Annotated in this window: 21 protein-coding genes and 1 riboswitch; of the genes, 13 read left to right on the plus strand and 8 right to left on the minus strand. The window is 72.4% G+C overall.

What is annotated here, in order from left to right; all coding sequences use genetic code 11:
• Positions 1 to 66 precede the first annotated feature (66 nt).
• Together IE295_RS07955 and IE295_RS07960 are read left to right on the plus strand one after the other, a co-directional pair.
• Positions 67 to 1,356, plus strand: coding sequence for a nucleotidyl transferase AbiEii/AbiGii toxin family protein (locus IE295_RS07955; RefSeq protein WP_190062796.1), 1,290 nt, complete (start codon positions 67 to 69; stop codon positions 1,354 to 1,356).
• Between the two features lie 98 nt (positions 1,357 to 1,454).
• Entirely contained in the window at positions 1,455 to 2,228 is a 774-nt protein-coding gene (locus IE295_RS07960) for an alpha/beta fold hydrolase (RefSeq protein ID WP_190062797.1), read from the plus strand.
• Between the two features lie 43 nt (positions 2,229 to 2,271).
• On the opposite strand, the gene IE295_RS07965 is transcribed toward IE295_RS07960, so the two are convergent.
• Positions 2,272 to 3,891: an alkaline phosphatase D family protein gene (locus IE295_RS07965; protein WP_190062798.1), complete on the minus strand. Its 1,620-nt coding sequence runs from the start codon at positions 3,889 to 3,891 to the stop codon at positions 2,272 to 2,274.
• A 333-nt stretch (positions 3,892 to 4,224) separates the two neighbouring features.
• Between IE295_RS07965 and IE295_RS07970 the strand changes: the two genes are divergently transcribed.
• Positions 4,225 to 4,380: a DUF6131 family protein gene (locus IE295_RS07970; RefSeq protein ID WP_190062799.1), complete on the plus strand. Its 156-nt coding sequence runs from the start codon at positions 4,225 to 4,227 to the stop codon at positions 4,378 to 4,380.
• Between the two features lie 96 nt (positions 4,381 to 4,476).
• Here the strand turns inward: IE295_RS07970 and IE295_RS07975 are convergent, their stop codons facing one another.
• Positions 4,477 to 4,701 (minus strand): hypothetical protein, encoded by a 225-nt coding sequence (locus IE295_RS07975; protein WP_224323527.1) that lies wholly within the window; start codon positions 4,699 to 4,701, stop codon positions 4,477 to 4,479.
• A 132-nt stretch (positions 4,702 to 4,833) separates the two neighbouring features.
• On the opposite strand from IE295_RS07975, the gene IE295_RS07980 reads away from it, so the two are divergent.
• On the plus strand, positions 4,834 to 5,253 hold the full coding sequence (locus IE295_RS07980) for a helix-turn-helix domain-containing protein (RefSeq protein ID WP_190062800.1): 420 nt from the start codon (positions 4,834 to 4,836) through the stop codon (positions 5,251 to 5,253).
• 10 nt (positions 5,254 to 5,263) lie between these two features.
• Positions 5,264 to 5,677, plus strand: coding sequence for a VOC family protein (locus tag IE295_RS07985; protein WP_190062801.1), 414 nt, complete (start codon positions 5,264 to 5,266; stop codon positions 5,675 to 5,677).
• A 103-nt stretch (positions 5,678 to 5,780) separates the two neighbouring features.
• On the opposite strand, the gene IE295_RS07990 is transcribed toward IE295_RS07985, so the two are convergent.
• Entirely contained in the window at positions 5,781 to 6,017 is a 237-nt protein-coding gene (locus IE295_RS07990) for a hypothetical protein (protein WP_190062802.1), read from the minus strand.
• A 161-nt stretch (positions 6,018 to 6,178) separates the two neighbouring features.
• Here IE295_RS07990 and IE295_RS07995 point away from each other — a divergent pair, with 161 nt between their 5' ends.
• On the plus strand, positions 6,179 to 7,432 hold the full coding sequence (locus IE295_RS07995; RefSeq protein WP_190062803.1) for an alpha/beta hydrolase family protein: 1,254 nt from the start codon (positions 6,179 to 6,181) through the stop codon (positions 7,430 to 7,432).
• Positions 7,433 to 7,478: 46 nt separating this feature from the next.
• Here the strand turns inward: IE295_RS07995 and IE295_RS08000 are convergent, their stop codons facing one another.
• Positions 7,479 to 8,423, minus strand: a complete 945-nt coding sequence (locus tag IE295_RS08000; RefSeq protein ID WP_190062804.1) for a GNAT family N-acetyltransferase — start codon at positions 8,421 to 8,423, stop codon at positions 7,479 to 7,481.
• 225 nt (positions 8,424 to 8,648) lie between these two features.
• Between IE295_RS08000 and IE295_RS08005 the strand changes: the two genes are divergently transcribed.
• Together IE295_RS08005 and IE295_RS08010 are read left to right on the plus strand one after the other, a co-directional pair.
• Positions 8,649 to 9,005: a DUF805 domain-containing protein gene (locus IE295_RS08005; protein WP_190062976.1), complete on the plus strand. Its 357-nt coding sequence runs from the start codon at positions 8,649 to 8,651 to the stop codon at positions 9,003 to 9,005.
• A 154-nt stretch (positions 9,006 to 9,159) separates the two neighbouring features.
• A complete protein-coding gene (locus tag IE295_RS08010; RefSeq protein ID WP_190062805.1) occupies positions 9,160 to 11,649 on the plus strand; it encodes an ABC transporter substrate-binding protein in 2,490 nt (829 codons plus the stop codon).
• A gap of 17 nt (positions 11,650 to 11,666) precedes the next feature.
• Here IE295_RS08010 and IE295_RS08015 read toward each other — a convergent pair whose 3' ends face one another.
• Positions 11,667 to 12,026: a hypothetical protein gene (locus tag IE295_RS08015; RefSeq protein ID WP_190062806.1), complete on the minus strand. Its 360-nt coding sequence runs from the start codon at positions 12,024 to 12,026 to the stop codon at positions 11,667 to 11,669.
• A gap of 73 nt (positions 12,027 to 12,099) precedes the next feature.
• Here IE295_RS08015 and IE295_RS08020 point away from each other — a divergent pair, with 73 nt between their 5' ends.
• Positions 12,100 to 12,525 carry a peptidoglycan-binding protein gene (locus IE295_RS08020; protein ID WP_190062807.1) on the plus strand — a complete coding sequence of 142 codons (426 nt, stop codon included), beginning with the start codon at positions 12,100 to 12,102 and terminating at the stop codon, positions 12,523 to 12,525.
• A gap of 43 nt (positions 12,526 to 12,568) precedes the next feature.
• Positions 12,569 to 12,844 (plus strand): peptidoglycan-binding domain-containing protein, encoded by a 276-nt coding sequence (locus IE295_RS08025; protein ID WP_190062808.1) that lies wholly within the window; start codon positions 12,569 to 12,571, stop codon positions 12,842 to 12,844.
• A 99-nt stretch (positions 12,845 to 12,943) separates the two neighbouring features.
• On the opposite strand, the gene IE295_RS08030 is transcribed toward IE295_RS08025, so the two are convergent.
• The gene (locus IE295_RS08030; protein ID WP_190062809.1) at positions 12,944 to 13,879 is read right to left on the minus strand and encodes an SMP-30/gluconolactonase/LRE family protein; all 936 of its coding nucleotides are present in this window, start codon (positions 13,877 to 13,879) and stop codon (positions 12,944 to 12,946) included.
• 199 nt (positions 13,880 to 14,078) lie between these two features.
• Between IE295_RS08030 and IE295_RS08035 the strand changes: the two genes are divergently transcribed.
• Positions 14,079 to 14,282, plus strand: coding sequence for a hypothetical protein (locus IE295_RS08035; RefSeq protein ID WP_190062810.1), 204 nt, complete (start codon positions 14,079 to 14,081; stop codon positions 14,280 to 14,282).
• Positions 14,283 to 14,312: 30 nt separating this feature from the next.
• On the opposite strand, the gene IE295_RS08040 is transcribed toward IE295_RS08035, so the two are convergent.
• Positions 14,313 to 15,557 (minus strand): MFS transporter, encoded by a 1,245-nt coding sequence (locus IE295_RS08040; protein WP_190062977.1) that lies wholly within the window; start codon positions 15,555 to 15,557, stop codon positions 14,313 to 14,315.
• Positions 15,558 to 15,761: 204 nt separating this feature from the next.
• The gene (locus IE295_RS08045; RefSeq protein WP_308013177.1) at positions 15,762 to 16,220 is read right to left on the minus strand and encodes an acyl-CoA thioesterase; all 459 of its coding nucleotides are present in this window, start codon (positions 16,218 to 16,220) and stop codon (positions 15,762 to 15,764) included.
• Between the two features lie 121 nt (positions 16,221 to 16,341).
• A riboswitch (cobalamin riboswitch) is annotated at positions 16,342 to 16,588 on the minus strand.
• A 260-nt stretch (positions 16,589 to 16,848) separates the two neighbouring features.
• Here IE295_RS08045 and IE295_RS08050 point away from each other — a divergent pair.
• Both IE295_RS08050 and IE295_RS08055 read left to right on the plus strand, forming a co-directional pair.
• Complete coding sequence (locus tag IE295_RS08050) at positions 16,849 to 17,679, plus strand: DUF1206 domain-containing protein (RefSeq protein ID WP_190062811.1); 831 nt, start codon at positions 16,849 to 16,851, stop codon at positions 17,677 to 17,679.
• Between the two features lie 38 nt (positions 17,680 to 17,717).
• Positions 17,718 to 18,806 (plus strand): glutamate--cysteine ligase, encoded by a 1,089-nt coding sequence (locus IE295_RS08055; RefSeq protein WP_190062812.1) that lies wholly within the window; start codon positions 17,718 to 17,720, stop codon positions 18,804 to 18,806.
• Positions 18,807 to 18,825: the final 19 nt, after the last annotated feature.

An 18,825-nucleotide genomic window follows, 5' to 3' on the forward strand; every position in this document is an offset into this window, starting at 1 on the left:
CGTTCACCCCCTGGACCGTCGTGGCGCACAATGGCCGCCGGCGAAGGCAGTGAGAGGGGCCGTGCGATGACGTCGTCGTGGGAGGGGTACCGCTGGGGCCCGTGGGATGCGGACGAGGGCATTCCGCAGGAGAGGCCGGACGAGAGGACGCGCGCCAACAGGGATCTCCCCGGCACGCTCGCGCCCGTCCGGGGTGACGGGGTGACACAGTCCGCCGTTTTCGACCCCTCCATGAAGCACCACGCCCGGGCCCTGCGGCCGAGCGAGCCGCGGTTCGCGGACGCCGGGACCGGTGAGCGCTGGTACGCGGCCCGCCGGATCGCCCTCGACCACGTCCTCGCCGCCGTCGCGGACGGCGACTGGTCCGCCCATCTGGTGCTGCGCGGCAGCGTCCTGCTGCGCGCCTGGTACGGGCAGGCCGCGCGCGAGCCGGGCGACCTGGACTTCGTCGTCACGCCCGCGACGTGGCAGCTGACGGACGCCCGTACCGGGCGGATGCTCGACGGCATCGCACGGGCCGCCGAGGAACGGTCCCTGCGCGAGGGCCCGGTCCGCTTCGACGCGCGCGGCGCCGTCAGCGACGAGATATGGACGTACGACCGGGTGCCCGGACGCCGCCTGGTGATCCCGTGGACGGCCGACGGGCTGCCGGGCGGAACGGTTCAACTGGACTTCGTCTTCAACGAGCGGCTGCCCGTGCCCGCCGCCCCCACCCGCCTGCCCCGCCCCGACGGCACCGGAGAGCCGCTGACCCTCCTCGCCGTCACGCCCGAACTCTCCCTCGCCTGGAAGATCCTGTGGCTGCTCTCCGACATGCACCCCCAGGGCAAGGACTTCTACGATGCCCTGCTGCTGGCCGAGGACCCTTCCACCACCCTCCCCTTCGACCTGCTGCGCGCGGTGTTCGTGGGCGTTGACTACGGCTTCTACGACCGCCGCCCCGTCCTCCCCGAGACCGTCGAATCCTGTGCGGCCGCCGCGGACTGGTACGAGTTCGCCAAGGACCACCCCCAGCTGGCGGGCGCCCCCGTCCGCCTCTCCGACGGTCCTCCGGCCGCGCTCGTGCACAGGCTCACCGCCGCCATCGCCCCGGTCTTCGCCCTCGACGACGGCAGCGGCGAGCCCCTCGCCTACCAGCAGCGCGCCGCGTGGCTCGCGCCGGCGGTGTCCGCCTACCGCGAGGCCTTGAGGACGGACGGCATGGCCGGGCTCCAGGCACTGCTGATCCGCCATTACTTCCACGCCGACGAGGCGGCCGTGATCACCCGCGAACTGCTCGGCCGCGAGGCGTGCGACATGGAACGGGCGGCCTCGATCGTCGCGGAGTTCCGTGCCGCCGACGCTCCGGCGGGGTGACCTGAACCGGACCTCGCCCCGCGGCGGGCGGAGCCACTAAGGTGTACCGCCGGTTTCCAAGGGTCGTGCGGGATGACCATGACGCGTCGGGAGTCGTAGTGGCCTCATTCGTACCGCCTCATGCCCTGATCGGTGACGGCCCGCACAAGGTCGTCGCCGTGCACGGGTGGTTCGCCGACCGCTCGGCCTACGACGCGGTCGCGCCGGACCTCGACGGGGACGCCTTCCAGTACGCACTGGCCGATCTGCGGGGCTACGGCGAGGCGATGGACGCGCCCGGTGCGTACACCACCACCGAGGGCGCGGCCGACGTGCTGGCGCTCGCCGACCGGCTGGGCTGGCAGCGGTTCTCGCTCGTCGGGCACTCGATGGGCGGCAGCGTCGTCCAGCGCGTGGCGGCCATGGCGCCCCGGCGCGTGCGCAGGATCGTCGGCGTCTCCCCGGTCCCCGCCTCGGGGCTGCCCCTGCCGCCGGAACAGTGGGAGCTGTTCGCGGCGGCGGACCGGGAACCGGACAACCGGCGGGTCATCATCGACCTCACCACCGGCGGACAGCGCCCCGCCCGCTGGCTGGACCGGATGGTGCGGCGGTCGCTGGAGCGCAGCGATCCCAAGGCGTTCCGTGCCTGGCTGGACTCCTGGGCCGGCGAGGACTTCCACGCCGAGGTCGAGGGCTCGTCCGTCCCCGCGCTGGCGGTCGTCGGGGCCCTGGACCCGGCGCTGACGGCCGAGTTGACCCGTGACACGTGGCTGCGGTGGTTCGCGGACGGCCACATCCGTGAACTGCCGGCCGCGGGGCACTACGCCATGGACGAGACCCCCCTGGAGCTCATCCGGGTCGTGGAGGACTTCCTGCGCGCGGACGGCCGCTGAGGCGGGGCAGCCCGCCCCGGACCCCATGTGCCCGTTCCCGCCGTCATGCCGGGACGAACCCCGGGCGGCCCGCCTCCGAGACCAGGCTGCTGGCCGTGGAGACGGGGGCGCCGGGGCGCGTGACGTAGGGCAGGGTGCGGTAGTCGGCCCGCGCGTGCGTCGGCGTGAGCGTGACGATCACATATCCGCGGCGCTTGGCGTAGTAGGTCATGTGCGGGTTGGCGCGCAGGAGACTCTCGTGGTCGGCGGGCTTCTCGACGCCGTCGGCGTCGCTGGAGACGGACGTCCCCAGGATCTCGACGCCCAGGGTGGGCGAGCGCGGATCGTCGAAGTCCTTCTTGATGTCCATGGCCAGGTGGCTGTGGGAGTCCCCCGACAGCACCACGAGATTGGCGATCCCCGCCGCGCGGGCCCCGCCGAGGATCCGGCCGCGGGACGCGGGATAGCCGTCCCAGGCGTCCATCGACAGACGGGACCGGCCGGGATTGAGGCCGCGCCGGCAGAAGGCCACCTGCTGGGGAATGACGTTCCAGACGGCCTTGGACGTACGGAAACCGTCGAGCAGCCAGCTTTCCTGCGCGGCGCCGATGAGCGAGCGGGCGGGGTCTTCGGACTCCGGCCCGGGGTACTGCCAGCCGTCGCCGCACGCCTGGTCGGAGCGGTACTGCCGGGTGTCGAGAATGTCGAACTGTGCCAGCCGGCCGTGCTGGAAGCGCCGGTAGAGGCGCATTTCCGGTCCGGCCGGGCTCCAGGGCGCCCGCAGCGGCATGTTCTCCCAGTACGCGCGGTAGGCCGCGGCACGGCGCAGCAGGAATTCCCCGGTGGGGTCGCGGTTCTGCGATACGTCCGCCGCGTAATTGTTCTCGACCTCGTGGTCGTCCCAGGTGACGTACCACGGGTGGGCGGCGTGGGCGGCCTGCAGATCGGGGTCGGTCTTTCCCAGGGAATAGCGCAGGCGGTAATCCGTCAGCGTCACCGTCTCGTGGCGGAAGACGTCCGGGAGCCTGCTGCCGGCGGGAAGCCGGCGGGCGCCGCCGTAGGCGTCGATGGCGTTCTCGTAGATGTAGTCGCCGAGGAAGAAGACCGCGTCGAGTTCTTCGCGGGCCACGTGGGCCAGGGCGGTGTAGTAGCCGTCGTCGTACTGCTGGCAGGAGACCACGGCGAGGCGCGCCCGGTCGACGGCCGAGCCGGGAGCGGGGCAGGTGCGGGTCCGGCCGGCGGGGCTGAGCCAGGGGTCCGCCCGGAAGCGGTACCAGTACGTCCGGCCCGGTTCCAGCCCCCGCACGTCGACGTGGACGCTGTAGTCCTGCTCGGCGCGGGCATACGCCACCCCGCGGCCCCGGATGCGCGCGAAGCGTTCGTCGTCCGCGATCTCCCAGCTCACCGGGACCACGGACGACGGCGGAAGCCCGCCGCCCGGTTCATACGGACGCGGGGCCAGCCTCGTCCAGAGCACCACCGCGTCCGGCAGCGGGTCCCCCGAGGCCACCCCCAGGGTGAAGGGGTTCTCCGTGAGCCTTCCGAGCCGCCTTTCCTCGGCGCGGGCACGGGGGGAGGTGCGGGTGAAGGCCAGCGCCGTGGCGGCGGCCGTCAGAGTGAGGAACCGGCGTCTGACATACACCGCCGCCGGGTCGGCCCATCCGGGCCCCGCATTTCTCGCCATGAAACCTCTGCTCCCTCCGCGCTCCCGTACACGTCAGGACAACGCCACGTGAACCGACCGCCCGGGAGCGGCGTTTCTGTGACTTTCTGACCGGGAGTTCACTCCGGAGGGGGAGGCGTGCCGCTGATCGGCCCATGGCCTGCGCGCGGGGCGGGCTCCCGCGTGCCATCGAGCACCGGGCGGCCTCACCGTGCGTAATCGTGGCGCCGCGCATACCCGTCCCGCGCCGCCGCCGAAGCCGGTCTGACGTGCGGGAACGGTTCCGATTGCCCGACCCGGCGCCGCGGGAGATAGTGGATATTGAGCATTCAGAAAGCGAGATCGGAGGACACCGTGATCATTCTCGGAGTCATCCTGCTCATCATCGGTTTCTTGACCGGAATCTCGATCCTGTGGACCATCGGCATCGTGCTCGTGGTGATCGGGCTGATCCTCTGGATCCTCGGCGCCGTCGGGCATGCCGTGGGCGGGCGAAAGCACTATTGGTAGGGAACGGCCTTCAGAGCGCCTTGCGGGCCCGTTTCCCGTCATGCCGTGCCGAGTGACCGGGCGCGGCCGCCGTGCATTCCGGTCGGCCGGTGAGAGTCATGCCGCGCGCTTTTCCCGTTCACCGCCGTCGCGGGTACGCGACCGTCGGTGAGCGGGAAGGCGTCGGATGCCGTCGGGCGGGTCGGGCACGGCTCGGACGTGTCGTTTCCCGGCGGCATGGCGGGGCGCGTGAGGCCTGATGAGCAGGCGTTCCTCGTACTGAGCGAGCGCGAGCACCAGGCCCAGCAGCAGGGGTGGCACGGACAGGGCGGCGAAGACCACGAGAACTCCTTCGAAAGGTCCGTTCTCGTTTCGCGTTACCGCACCCCTATGAGGGAAACGTTTCCGCTCCATGGAATCCGAGCAGCCGGGCCTTCACCGCGGCGGCGCCCGGCGCCGTGGGATGGTGGTCGCGTGACACTGGAAGACCTCGTCCGGCTGCGCCGGGCCCGTGACCTGATGGACCGCGACTACGCCAAGCCGCTCGACGTCCCGGCGCTGGCTCGCTTCGCCCTCATGTCGCCGGGCCACTTCTCCCGCAGCTTTCGCGCCGCCTTCGGGGAGACGCCGTACAGCTACCTGATGACGCGCCGGATCGAGCGGGCCAAGGCGCTGCTGCGACGGGGCGACCTGACGGTGACGGAGGTGTGCTTCGCGGTCGGCGCCACCTCGCTGGGGTCGTTCAGCTCGCGGTTCACCGAGCTGGTCGGCGAGAGCCCGAGCGCGTACCGGGCCCGCAGTCATGACGACGGCGCCGCCATTCCGGCCTGCATCGCCAAGATCCACACGCGACCGGTCAGGAACGGAGAAGCCAAACCCGCCCCCGGCCCGTAGCGTGAAGCGCATGGACATCAAGCTTTCACAGTGCTTCATCGCCGTCGACGACCACGACAAGGCACTCGCCTTCTACCGGGACGTCCTCGGCCTGGAGGTGCGCAACGACGTCGGGTTCGAGGGGATGCGCTGGGTGACCGTCGGTGCGCCGTCGCAGCCGGACGTGAACATCGTCCTGGAACCGCCCCTGGCGGACCCGAACGCCTCACCGGCTGACAGGCTGGCCATGGCGGAGCTCATGGCGAAGGGCATGCTGCGCGGCGTCATCTTCTCGACCGACGACTGCGACGCGACGTTCGAGCGCATCAGCACGGCGGGTGGCGAGGTGCTGCAGGAGCCGGTCGACCAGCCCTACGGCGTCCGCGACTGCGCCTTCCGCGACCCCTCCGGCAACATGCTGCGCTTCAGTCAGCCCCGCACGTGACGAGCGGCCGCGGCCACCGCGTGATCATCCTGCGTCCACACGACACGATGATCACCGGTGGCCGCGGCCGTCTCCGCGCCGGCCCCACCAGCACCCTCACGACCTACGGCTGAGCGCCGAAGGGCAGGAGGCTGGTGACCGGGGCGAGCAGGTTCAGAACGGGGGCCAGGGGATTGAAGGGCGGCTGCTGCTCCGGCATCTCGCCGTCCGGCGCCGGGGCGGGGGCCTGCTGGGGCGCGACGGCGGACTGGGCGGTGACGGGCGCCGGCATGGGCGCGGCGGAGGCGATGCCCGCGCTCAGGGCGAGCGCGGCACCGGTGAGGGACACGGCGAGAGTCATGCGCTTGGTCATGCCGTGACAACGACGCCCCGGCGCACTGGTCACCAGTGTCACCCGGGCGGCGTGAGACCGAGGTCGCCCGTCGCCTCCCCCTTCCGGCGGAGGCGGTCCCGCCCGCGGGAGGACGTGGCCGGCGAGGCAGGATCCGTAGCGTCGGGGCCATGAAGCCAACGCACCTTTCCCGCCGGCGGTTTGCCGGCGCGCTCGGGCTCGCCCTCCTCGCTCCCGCGGCGGGCCCGGCCCCCGCCGGGGCGACGCCGCGCGGCGGCACCCGGCCGGTGACCATGACCCTGCCGGCGCCCACCGGGCCGTACCCGGTCGGCACCGTGCCGCTGCGCCTGGTGGACCGGGCGCGCACCGACCCGTGGCTCGCCGCCCGGACCGCGCGGGAGCTCATGGTGACCCTCTGGTACCCCGCGCGGCCGGGACCGGCACGGCGGCCGGCCCCTCAGCTGCCGCCCGGCGTGGCGGCCGCATGGCAGCGGCTCGTGGAGACGAAGGAGGAGTTCTCGGTCCGGCCCGGGGCAGCCGACTGGGCGGCCACCATGACGCATGCCGTCACCCGCGCCCCGGTCCTGCGGCGGCGCGGCGGTCTCCCCGTGGTCCTGTACTCGCCGGGCAGGAACATGCCGCGCGGGTTCGGAACCGTCCTGGCGGAGGAGCTCGCGAGCCGCGGTCACCTGGTGGTGGCCGTGGACCACACCCACGAGACGATCGCCGTGGAGTTCCCGGACGGCCGGGTCGAGGCCGTCAAGGACGCGACGGAGACGGCCACGCTGCGCGCGTTGGTGGACGTACGCGTCGCCGACGTGCGGTTCGTGCTCGACCGGCTGGAGGCGCTGAACCGTGGGGACGACCCGGACGGGGGCCTGCGGACGCAGCCGCTGCCGCCCGGCCTCGCCGGATGCGCGGACCTGTCGACGGTCGGCATGTTCGGGCACTCGATCGGGGGCGCCACGGCCGCCCAGGCGATGCACGACGACTCCCGGATCCTCGCGGCCGCCGACCTGGACGGGGCGGTCGGCAGCGGGCCACAGGCCTTGGGGACGGTCGTCGAGGACGGCCTCGACCGGCCGTTCCTGCTGATGAACAGCGTGATCGGCAACCACCGGGACGACGTGCTGGCGACGCTGTGGCGCAACCTGCGCGGCTGGCACCGCAACCTGCAGATGCTCTCGGCGGGCCACTACGCCTACACCGACCTCCAGGCGCAGGTGCCGAGGCTCGCGGCCGCCGGGGCGATGCCCGCCGACAAGCCGGCCGGGCTCGTCGGCACCGTGGACCCCCGCCGCTCCCTCCAGGCCCAACGGGCCTACCTGAACGGGTTCTTCGACATCCACCTCGGCCGCCACCCGGACCGCGGCCTCTTCGACGGCCCTTCGCCCGCCCACCCGGACGTGTCGTTCGTCGACTAGGGAGGTCCGGCCGGTCGCCCGTCCGGCCGGGCTGCCCGGCGCGTCGTCACCCGGCGGGTGCCTCGAAGACGAGACGGATCTCGGTGACCTGATAGCCGGCGCGGTCGAAGGCGGCCGCCATGGGGACGTTGACCGTGTCGGTGGTGGCCGTGATCCGCTGAGCGCCCTCGGCCGCGTGGAAGCGCGTGATCTCCGCGAGGACCTCGTCGATGTACCCCCGGCCCCGGAATTCCGGCACCACTCCCAGGTACCCGACGTTGGGGTGGTACGGCGTGCGCGAGGGCAGGGCCATGCCGACCAGGGTGCCGTCGGGGGTGTGCGCCAGGCGCCACCACTCCCTCCTGCCCGGGCAGTTCCGGTAGAAGTCCAGGTCGTCGCGTGCCTGGCGGTCGGCACCCAGCGCGGCGACGTCCCGCCGCGTGACGATGTCGAGACTTCCGCCGGCGATGCGGCGGAAGACCGCCACGAACGCCTCGTCGTCCGGCTCCGGGGAGAAGACCAGCCGCCCGGTGCGCGCCGGCACCCCGGCGGCGGGGGTCCATTCGTAGCGGAGCCGCTCGATCTCCTCGCCGAGGCCGGCCGAGGCGGCAGCGGCCCTCCGCCAGGCCACGGCGGCCGCGACGGCGGGATCCGTCCGCCAGCCGGCCGGCAGCGAGAGGTTGTACTGCGGGTCCCGCGTCGCGCCCGCCTCCCGGAAGGCCCGCAGGCCGGCGGCGAGGAGCGCGGCGGCCGTCCCGGCGCGGTCACCGGCCGAGCGGCTGACGTGCAGGCAGTCCAGGGCCACCGGATGGTCGCTGTCGCTTCGGCCCCACCACACGGCGCGGGCCAGGATCTCGCCGTCCTGCTCCGCGACCCAGGTCCACTCGGGGCGGAACTGTCGTTCCGCCAGCTCCGCGCGGTAGCGGTCCTCGGTGATCCGGCTCACCGGATCGTCGACGACGAAGGCGGCCGCACGGTCGAGATCGGCGACGGTGGTGGGACGGATGAGCATGCGGCCTCCGGGGCTGGTGAACAACCCCGCGATGATCACATCCTCCGCCCGGAACGGCCACCGAATTCGGAATCGGGAGCGGTCGCGCACGCCGGCGGCCGGGCGCGCGTCCGGGCGCCTCCGGCTGAGCCCGGACGACCGTTGACCGACCCCTTCGCGCCACCTACGTTCGGCATGAGGCCCCGTCCACGAGAACGGGGCCAGCCGCGGCTCTTGGGGGCGCAGGTGCACTGGTACGTGGATGTGCTCAAGAAATACGCGACATTCAGCGGGCGCGCGGGCCGCCCCGAGTTCTGGATGTTCAGCCTGATCAGTTTCGTCATCAGCATCGTGCTGGCCGTCATCGACGCCGTGCTCGGCACGGACCCCGTCATCGGCCTGGTGTACAGCCTCGCCGTGCTCCTCCCGGGCCTCGCCGTCGGCGTCCGCCGCCTGCACGACATCGACCGGTCGGGCTGGTGGCTGCTGCTCGCCCTGATCCCGCTCCTGGGCAGCATCGTCCTGCTGGTGTTCTTCGCCCTTCCCGGTACGCAGGGCGAGAATTCCTACGGCCCGAAGCCCCAGTTGGCTCCGGCCTACTGACGTCACATCAATTCCGGTCACGCGGTGGTCGTCGGCCGCGCCCGGGCAAGCGGTTTTCCGGCATTAGCGGCCAGTTGAGGACGACGACCCCGTTCGTACCCCACATGGGTGGGACAGTTCTGCCCTTCAAGTAACACTGCGTAAGGGGGGCGGGATGAACGGGATTCCTCCGCTGGACGGCGTGAAGGACCTGGTGACCGTACTGGACGAGCTGGTGGGCCGGCCCGTGGGCCGACGGGAGCTCCCCGCAGTCGTCTTAGAGGGCCAGGAGGGGCAGGGGGCGGCGTTCGTCACCGGCTACCGCGACCGGCTGCGCGCCATCGGCGGCCCCGCCCTCGTCCCCCACGCACTCCTCGACGACGACCTCCTCGACCGGGCCCGGCAGTCCGCCGAACCCGACGTCGTCCTGCTCGACGGCCTCACCGCGCAGCTGGAGCGCACCACGCCCGGATCCGCGGGCGGGCTGGCACTGCCCACCTACTGGACGTGCCGGAGAGTCCTGGACATCGACGCGGGCGCCGGGGCGGAGCGCGCGCAGCGCCGCACCCTGGCCGAAAAGCTCTGCGTGGCCTGGCAGCAGGACACCTCCGGCCTCAAGGCGCTGCGCTCCTTCATCGACACCGGCGGCGCGGGTCAGATCAGCGCGCGCCTGGGCGCGCTGGCCACGGTTCTGATCGCCTGGCCGCTCGAATGGGGCTACCGCACCTGGCTGAACCACACCAGGCGCCTGCGCTGGTACGCCCCCAAGGTGAGCAGCGCCGGAGGCGCCGCCGCCACCCGCTTCCTGCCCGCCGCCGTATCGCTGAGCCGCCGCGGCGAGCTGCGCGACCGCGCGGCACTGCGCCAGTCCCTGCTCCTCGAAGCGCTGGCGGTGGACCTGCTCCGGGCCTGCCGCAGGGGCGTGGCCCTGCCCTGGCGACGCCGCCGCGTCTGGCCGTTCGTCGTCCTCCTGCCACGTGTCGACGGCCCGCGCACGGCCACCCGGCGGCTGCTGGACGGCCTGGTGAAGCTGCAACGGCGCGGCCTGCCGCTGCTGGTCCTGGCCGCCCCCGCCGCCCCGGCCCCGCCCCATGACGCACAGGAACCCGACGGCGGCGCCCGCACACCGGCCCAGGCCGCCGCCTGCCTGCGGCCGCTGCTCGAGCGGCGCGCCCGCTCCGCCGGGACCGGGGCCGAGAAGGGGCGACTGCCCGTCCGCCTGGCCGGGGAGGAGCGGCAGGAGGTGATCGACTGGCTGGACACCAACGTGGCCGTACGCCCCTTCGCGGTGCCGTGGCCGTCCGCCTACCTGGGCGGCATTCTCGCCGTCGTCCTGCTGGCCGGCGCCGTGCCGGCGGTGAACTGGCTCCGCCAGGACCCCTGCCACGACACCTGGCCGGCGCAGGGCGTCCGGGTCGGCGTCGACACCGCCCGGCACGGCTGCTACTTCACGGACGGCGGCAGCCAGCAGCTGCTGCGCACGCTCCAGGACCGCATCCGCGCCCAGAACGACGTCGCCCAGCGCGGCGCGTACCGCACGGTGGTCTTCTTCGCGCCGCTGACCGCCGACCCCCAGCGCCGGAGCGAACAGCTCACTCCCGCCGGCGTCCTCCAGCTCGAGGGCGCCGCCGACGCCCAGCGCGAGTTCAACAAGCAGGCGGTGGGCGATGCCGAACGGCCGTACCTGCGGCTGCTGATCGCCAACTCCGGCTACGCCTTCGCCCAGGGGACGGACGTCGCGGACCGGCTGAACGTCCTGGCCGGAGACGGCACGAGCATCTCCGCCGTGATCGGCATCTCCCAGAGCCGTGACGCGTCCGTCAAGGCGATCCAGCACCTCTCCCCGGACCTGCCCGTCATCGGGGCGGCGGTCACCGGCGACTTCATGGCCACCGACACCGACACCTACTTCCAGACCCAGCCCACCAACCGTCACCTCGCCCGGGCCCTGACCCGGCGCATCACCGCCCTGCAGCGCAAGAAGGCCCTGATCATCTACGACGACAAGGACCGCTACAGCATCAACCTGCGGGAGGACCTCCGCGACGAACTGACCGGACAGGGCATCGAGGTCATGGAACCCGCGATCGTGCGCACGCCGGACTTCGGACAGCCCGGTGTGGCGAGCGCCCTGCCGGAGCTCGCCAAGAGGATCTGCGGCCAGAAACACAGCGAATCCATCATCGTGTTCGCCGCCCGGGGCGGCCAGCTCCCCAAGATCCTCAATGAGGTGCAGGCCGAGTGCGGCTCCGCGCAGGGGACGCCGTTCCCGCTGCTCGCCTCCGACGTCAACACCCTCATCGAGTATCCGGAGCTTCCGGAGTTCGCCCATCTCGACCGCTATACGGCGGTCGAGATGTCCTACATCGCCTTCTCGGCCGACCGCCACAGCGACCACGCCGCCGGAAGCGACTCCTTCCGTGCCGCCGCGGCGGCCATCAACCGGACCTGGACGGGCACGAAGATCCCCCTGCGCGCCTCCAACGTCTTCCAGCAGCTGCGCAACGGCGTGGACGTGAAGGACACCGTCGCCCAGGACCGGCCCTTCCACCTGCCCGCCGACGACCGTTCCCTCGCCACCCGCCCCCTGTTCCTGTGCACCGTCCCCCATGCGGCCGGCACCGCCCCGTCCTGCCAGGCGGCGGACGGCAGGCCGCTCGGCTGAGCGCGCGCCGCCGGGTCTCACGGCCCGGAGGGCTCGCTTTCCGCCGGGCCCTCCGCCGGGCGCTCCGCCGGAGGGTCCCTGCGGTCCTGTCCCGCTCCCGCCCCGCCCGCGCGCGCCACCGCCTCGTCGACCTGGGCGGCCGTGTGCGCCTGGGCGGTGTTGGTGGCGGCCCGGATGCCGAAGTAGGCCGTGGTCATCGTGCTGACCGCGGTGAAGGCGCTCGTGAGGATGGCCGCGGACTGGGCGCCGTCGGCGCCGGCGACGCCCCAGACCGCGGCGATCGCGATCGCCGCGTCGCCCAGGATCACCACCAGAAGTCCGGCCCAGGCACGGGTTTTCTGCAATTCGACGTCGGAAGCGTTCCGTGGGCGACCCATACGAACCTCCATGCCGTCGCCGCGTCCGGTACGTGAACATGCGGACTTCGGCCAGGACATCTAGCATATAATTATGAGCGCACAGAACACCTTTTATGTCGTCGTATCGGGTGACACGCTCTCCGAAATCGCCGCCCGGTTCAATACCACCGTCGAGCAGCTCCAGGCGTGGAATAACATTCCCGACCCCAATCACATCGAGGTGGGGCAGCGGCTGCTCGTCGCGAAAGGCTCTTCCGGATTCGTTCCGTTCCCCGGTCCCGAATGGTTCAAGGAAAGGCCCAACCACCCCATCATCGGTCTGATGGCAATTCGCCTGATCGAGGAGGACTGCTCCGCCTACGGTCCGAACGGCGGCCAGACGCAGTGGGACGACGAAGACCGCAGCTCCTACTCGCTGTGGCAGAAGAAGCTCGGCTTCAAGGGGCCCGATGCGGACGGCTGGCCCGGGGAGAAGTCCTGGGACAAACTGAAGGTTCCCTTCCCGCACTTCGGGTAGCGCCCGCAGATCCGAACTCGGGGGAGGAAGACGGAGGTCCACCATGGCCACGGAACTCACGGAAATCTGCAACCACACCAACACCCGGCCCACTGTCAAGCGGGGCTCGAAGGGGCCGGCCGTCAAGCAGGCCCAGTGTTACCTCAACAATTCGCTGACGAACACCGACCTCACCCTGGACGGAGACTTCGGCCCCGCCACGGAGGCCGCGACACGGCGTTTCCAGGGCTGTGCCGACATCGTCATCGACGGCGTCATCGGAGCCCAGACCTGGTCGCACCTGGCGTTCTTCGCCAACAGCCCGGGCTTCGCCTGCTGAACGCGCCGCGCGGGGCCCCGGAGATCGTCGGCCGGCCCCGTATCAGCGCACGAACCAGCGCACGAACCAGCCCACGGCCCAGCCTCGCATCAGCCTGTATCAGCCGACCGTCACCTTGACGATGCGGCCGGAGGCCTCGACGACGAAGAGGTCGCGCCGTGGGTCGTGGTCGCCGAACGCCCGGGCGACCCGGACGCTGCTGGGCATCCGCAGGCCCTTCACCAGGACGCAGGACCGGCCGGTCTCCGGGTTCACCCGGATCAGTTCCCCGTCGCGGAAGCTCGCGACCACCAGGTCGCCGCCGAAGAACGTGAGGTCGTCGAGGAGCTTGATGCCCAGCGCGCTCCGGCTGAGCCTGACGACCGTGGTGTGCCGCGCCGGATCGTTCAGGGGAACGCGTACGACCGGGGACGAGGTGTCGGTGATGACGCTCGCGTACAGCTGATCGCCGACGATCTCCAGGCCGTTGGCGCCGAAGACGTTCGCCTTCCTCGTCCACTCCTCGTCCTTGGTGCCGTCCGGCCGGATCTTCACGATGCCGGTGGACAGTTCGCGGCTGAGGTAGAAGTTGCCCTCGGAGTCGATGGCGAGGCCGTTGATGCCGGATATCCCGCTGACGACCTTCTCCGGCTTCGGATGGGCGGCGGTCGGGTCGAACCGCATGATGCCGCCGTCCGTAGCCAGCGGATTCACGCCGAAGTTGACGTACATCATCCCGTCCGGGCCGCGCCGGATGCCACCCGCCCCGCTCACCGGAAAGCTGGTCCTGAGCGTCCCGTCGGGGGCGTACCCCTCGACCCGGCCCTTGACGATGTGCGCGACCCAGAGCGTGCCGCGCCCGTCGAACTCGAGGTTCTCCCGCCAGTCCAGCACCGGTATGCCGCCCTCGCGGAACACCTTCACGCTCGCGGGCTCCGGGCACGGATCCAGGGCCGGGGAGGCCGCCCGGCCGGACGCCGCGCTCGACACCCCCGGCACGCCAACCGCCAGCGCCGCCAGCAGACTTCCCACAACCGCCATTGATCGAATACGCATGCCCCCGTTGTACCGGCCCACCACCACTCCCACCAGTCACCCGCTTGCCAACTGTCACCGCTGCCGCGCTTCGCACCGGATGGGCCCGGCGGTGCCCCTCACATGTGCGGGGCGCCTTTCATGACGATTCGATGAGCGTTTGCCGAACTTGATCACAGTCGCCGGGTCCTTGTCAGTGCCCGGCCTTAGCCTGTTGCACATGTCCGTCATCCATACCTGCGATCAGGCACGCCCCGAGGTGATCAACGCGAAGATCCGTACCTTCCTGAGCGCGCGCGAGGGGCGCCTGCTCACCCGCGACGAGAGCCTCGAGTACCAGCGGCTCACGGTGCAATGGCTGGCAGCGAAGCGGAGTTGCGGACAGGGAAGCCCGCGCCGCGTGGAGGAGCCGCTCCCCGGGTGACCCGGCCCTGCCCAGCACGCCCCCGGGGCCTCACCCGGACGCGGCCGCGTGAGGCGTGACCGCCCCGGATTCCGGCAGCGCGTAGGGGCGGTTGTTCCGCGCCCACCGTACGGCCGGGCCCATCGCATGCCCGGCGGCGAGGAAGGCGCCGCCCAGCAGGAGCCAGCCCGGCACTCCCCAGGTCACGACCGTCGTGGTGAGCAGCAGCGGCCCGAGGGTACGGGCCGCGGCCACGCTCGTGGCGAAGAAGCCCTGGTACTGGCCCATCCGCTCGTCGGGCGCGAGGCCGAAGCCGATCTGCCAGGAGCCGGCGGACTGCTTCATCTCGCCGACGACCTGCAGCGTCGCGCCCGCGACGAGAACCGTCGCCGTGACCCACAGCGGCAGGTCGGCGGCCGACAGGGCGAAGACCGCGCAGGACGCGAGCAGAATGGCGCCGGCGACGCGCACGGCGCGCGAGGCGGAGCGCAGGCCGGTGACGGAACGCGCCGTACGGACCTGGAAGAACGCGACGCCGAGCGTGTTGAGGACGAACAGCGCCGACGCCAGCCAGGTGAGCTGGGGCGCCCGGAGGGCGATCCACAGCGGAATGACGAGGCTGAGCAGCGGCATCCGCAGCAGCAGGACCGCGTTGAGGAGCGTGACGACGGCGTACGGCCGGTCCCGCAGGACCGCCATCGTGGGGCCGTCGTCCACGCGTCGCGCGGCGGGTGCCACCGCGGGCAGCCGCAGCATGATCGCGGCGCAGACCACGAAGCTCAGCGCGTCGACGGCGAGGACGACGAGGTACCCGGCCCGGCTTCCGTGGGCGAGGGCCAGGCCGCCCAGGCCCGCGCCGACGGCCAGTCCCGCGTTGAGCGCCGACTGCGCGTGGGCGAGGACGCCGGTGCGTTCGGCGGGCGCGATCAGGCCGGCGAGCAGCGCCTGACGGGCCGCCGCGAGTCCCGACTGGGCGGTGGCGTACAGGCAGACGGCGATCAGGAACGGCACGAAGGAACGGATGACGAGGAAGGAGGCGACGGCCACCGCGGTGGCCAGCGCGAGCAGCACCGCCGTGCCGCGAGGACCGCGGCGGTCGGCGAGATGGCCCAGCGGAACTCCCGCCAGCGAACCAATGGCCCACGCCAGCGTGAGCCCCACCCCGAGCCGGGCCGGTGACAGGCCGACGACCTGGGTGAAGTACAGCGCCGAGCACGTGTAGTACGCACCGTCACCGACGGAATTGCTCAACTGGGCGACGGTCAGCACGCGCGGCGCTCCGGCGCGCGGCATCATCGGTATCGGCACGACACTCCTGGGTACGAGCGGCTCGGCGGCCGCGTCCTCCTCGCTGGCCCCGTCACGCTACGGTCCCAAGTGGCCGCCCCGGCAGGTCCAATGACGACCCGTCCACGTGGGCCATTTCCGGTGCGGCCGGCGACGTGGAAGAAGCTGGGTGCCGGGCCCGCCCCGGCGTACCGGAGCGGGCCGGGCCCGTGGTCAGTCGCGGCCGGCCGGACCGTCCGGCACGGTCAGGGGCGGTACGGCGCGGGGGCGGCCCTCGGAGTCGATGGCGACGAAGGTCAGGCCGGCGTTGGCGACTTCCGCCGTGGGGCCGGAGGCGTTCCAGCGTTCGGCGGTGACGCGGACCGCGACGGTCATCGACGTGCGGCCGGCCCGGCGCAGTTCGGCGTGGGCGCTCAGCAGGTCGCCGGCGCGGACCGGGGCGAGGAAGGACATGCGGTCCACGGAGACGGTCACGGCCGGGCCGTCGGCATGACGCCCGGCGGCCGCGGCGGCCGCGTCGTCGATCAGCTTCATGACCACCCCGCCGTGGATGGTGCCGTAGAGGTTGGTGTCGTGTTCGCTCATGATGTGGGCGAGCGTCACCCGGGAGTCCGCCGGGGTCTTGGGCGCGCGGGCCGGGGCGGCGTCGGTGTCCAGGGGGCTGATCGTCACGTCAACTCTCCTTCGCGAGTCGAGGATCGGCCTCGGCGGCCCGCCAGGACGCGAAGGACACGGCGCGATCGGCCCGTGTCGTCGACCCGCCCTCGAGGTCACCGAGTGGTCCGCGTGCGACCACCGCACGCGGGCAGCGGCAGGTCTTCGGACTCGCGGGCACGCCTCGTCCGGCGGGACCGGACCAAGGGGCTCCTACTGGCCGTCGCTTCCCTGACCCGCGGCCCCGGGGGGCGCTGAGGTCCAGTGCGTATGACGGCGGTCGTTCCCGCTCACCGCTGCGGGGCAGTCCCGGAATCGCACCGGGTTCCCTCTTGCGACGCCTCCCGCCTGGCGGACGGGGCGAACCAGCTGCGTGATCAGCCTAACGGCCCCGCCCGCGCGGCCCCTCATACCCCGAGAAGGTCTTGCTCGAAGCTCTCCCGCGAAGGTCTCCCGCGAAGGGGACACGTCCGGCTGGCCGGGTGGTTCGTGCGGCCACCGCGATATCGGCGTGCCGGGACGGGGAGGCGTGTGCTGAAAGCCGCCGCCTGGCCGGGGCTCCGCGGGCCGTTTCGCACCCGCGTCCGGGGGCAGCCGAACCTCCCCGTGGCACGGGGACGAAGCGCGCGACGCGAGAGGCGGCGTGATGGGTGAATGGTCGAACGGCAGCGGCGCGCGGGCGGCCCGTGGCACGGGGACGGCGGTGGCGGCGCGCGCCGGACTGACGGCACGCGGCGTGATCTACCTCCTCGTCGGGGTACTGGCGGTGCGCATCGCGCACAGCGGTGGCGGCGGCGGTGAGCAGGCCGACCGCGGGGGAGCCGTGCAGGAGCTGGCCGGGAAGCCGTTCGGGCAGGCGCTGGTGTGGGCCGTGGGCATCGGGCTGATCGGCATGGCCCTGTGGCGGCTGTCGGAGGCGGTCTTCGGGGCGGCGGGCCCCGACGGCCGCAAGGTCGGCAAGCGGCTGCTGTCGGCCGGGCGCTTCGTGTTCTACTCCGTCGTCGCCGGCTCGGTGATCGCCTTCGCCGCGGGCGAGCGCGGCAGCGGTGCCGGCTCGACCGACGAACAGTCCAAGGACATCACCGCCCGGGTGCTGGGCTGGCCGGCCGGCCAGGCGCTGGTGATCTGCGCCGGGGCCGTGCTGGCGGGCATCGGCGTATGGATCGCGGTACGGGCCGCCATGCGCACGTACCGCCGGAAGCTGAACCTGCTGCAGATGTCCGAGGGCACGCAGCGGACGGTGGACGTCCTCGGGGTGGCGGGCGGCGTCTGCCGGGGGCTGCTCTTCGCCACGGCGGGCGGCTTCGCCATCCAGGCGGCCGCCGCCTACGACCCCGGCCAGGCCAAGGGACTGGACGACACACTGCGCACCTTCGCCGGAACGCCGGCCGGGCCGTGGCTGCTGACCGTGGAGGCCGTGGGGCTCATCCTGTTCGGGCTGTTCTCCTTCGCGATGGCGCGCTGGCGGAAGGTATGACGTCGTCGTACGGACCCCCATCGAAAGGGGCGCAGCACATGCGGAGTGTCGGCGTGGAAGAGGAACTGCTCCTGGTGGACCCGGAAACCGGAAATCCGCGTGCCGTCGCCGGGACGGTTCTCGCCCGGGCGGAAGCGGCGGACGAGGACGGGGCGGGCCTGGAGAAGGAATTGCAGCGCGAACAACTCGAGATCGCGACCCGGCCGACGACGGCGATGACGGATCTCGCGGCCGAGGTGCGCGAGCGCCGCGGCACGGCCGCCGAACAGGCCCGGTCCGCCGGGGCCGCGGTGGCGGCGCTGGCCACCTCACCGCTTCCCGTCGATCCTTCCCTGAGCGGCGGGCGGCGTTATCGGCGGGTGGCCGCGGAATTCGGTCTCACCGCGCAGGAGCAGCTGACCTGTGGCTGCCATGTGCACGTGAGCGTCGCCTCGGACGAGGAAGGGGTGGCGGTCCTGGACCGGATCCGGCCGTGGCTGGCTCCCCTGCTGGCACTCAGCGCGAATTCCCCTTTCTGGCAGGGGCAGGACAGTGGCTACAACAGTTACCGGAGCCAGGTCTGGGGCCGATGGCCGTCCGCGGGCGCGGTGGAGGTGTTCGGTTCGGCCAAGGAATACCACGCCCAGGTCCGGGCGATGCTGGAGACGGACACCCTCCTCGACACGGGAATGATCTATTTCGACGCCCGGCTCTCCCGCAATTACCCCACCGTCGAGATCAGGGTGGCCGACGTCTGCCTGGAGGCCGAGGACACGGTGCTGGTCGCGGCGCTCGCCAGGGGGCTGGTGGAGACGGCGGCCCGCGCCTGGCGCGCCGGGCAGGCGCCGGCGCCTGCCACGGTGGGCATGCTCCGGCTGGCCACCTGGCGAGCGGGCAAGTCCGGGGTGTCGGACCGGCTCGTCCACCCACTGCGCTGGACGCCCGCCCCGGCCCCGGAGGTGCTGGGCGCGCTGGTGGACCACGTCCATGACGCGCTGTCGGACGCCGGTGACCTCGCCCTGGTACGCGCATCCCTGGACCGGCTGCTGAGCCGGGGCGGTGGCGCCGGCAGGCAGCGCGAGACGCTCGAGCGCACCGGTGAGCTGCGGTCCGTCGTCGCGGAGGCCGTCGAGCGCACCGTCTCCTGACCGCCCCCTGCCCGGCCCT

This window comes from Streptomyces griseocarneus (genome assembly GCF_014655595.1).
GTDB classification, from domain to species: domain Bacteria; phylum Actinomycetota; class Actinomycetes; order Streptomycetales; family Streptomycetaceae; genus Streptomyces; species Streptomyces griseocarneus.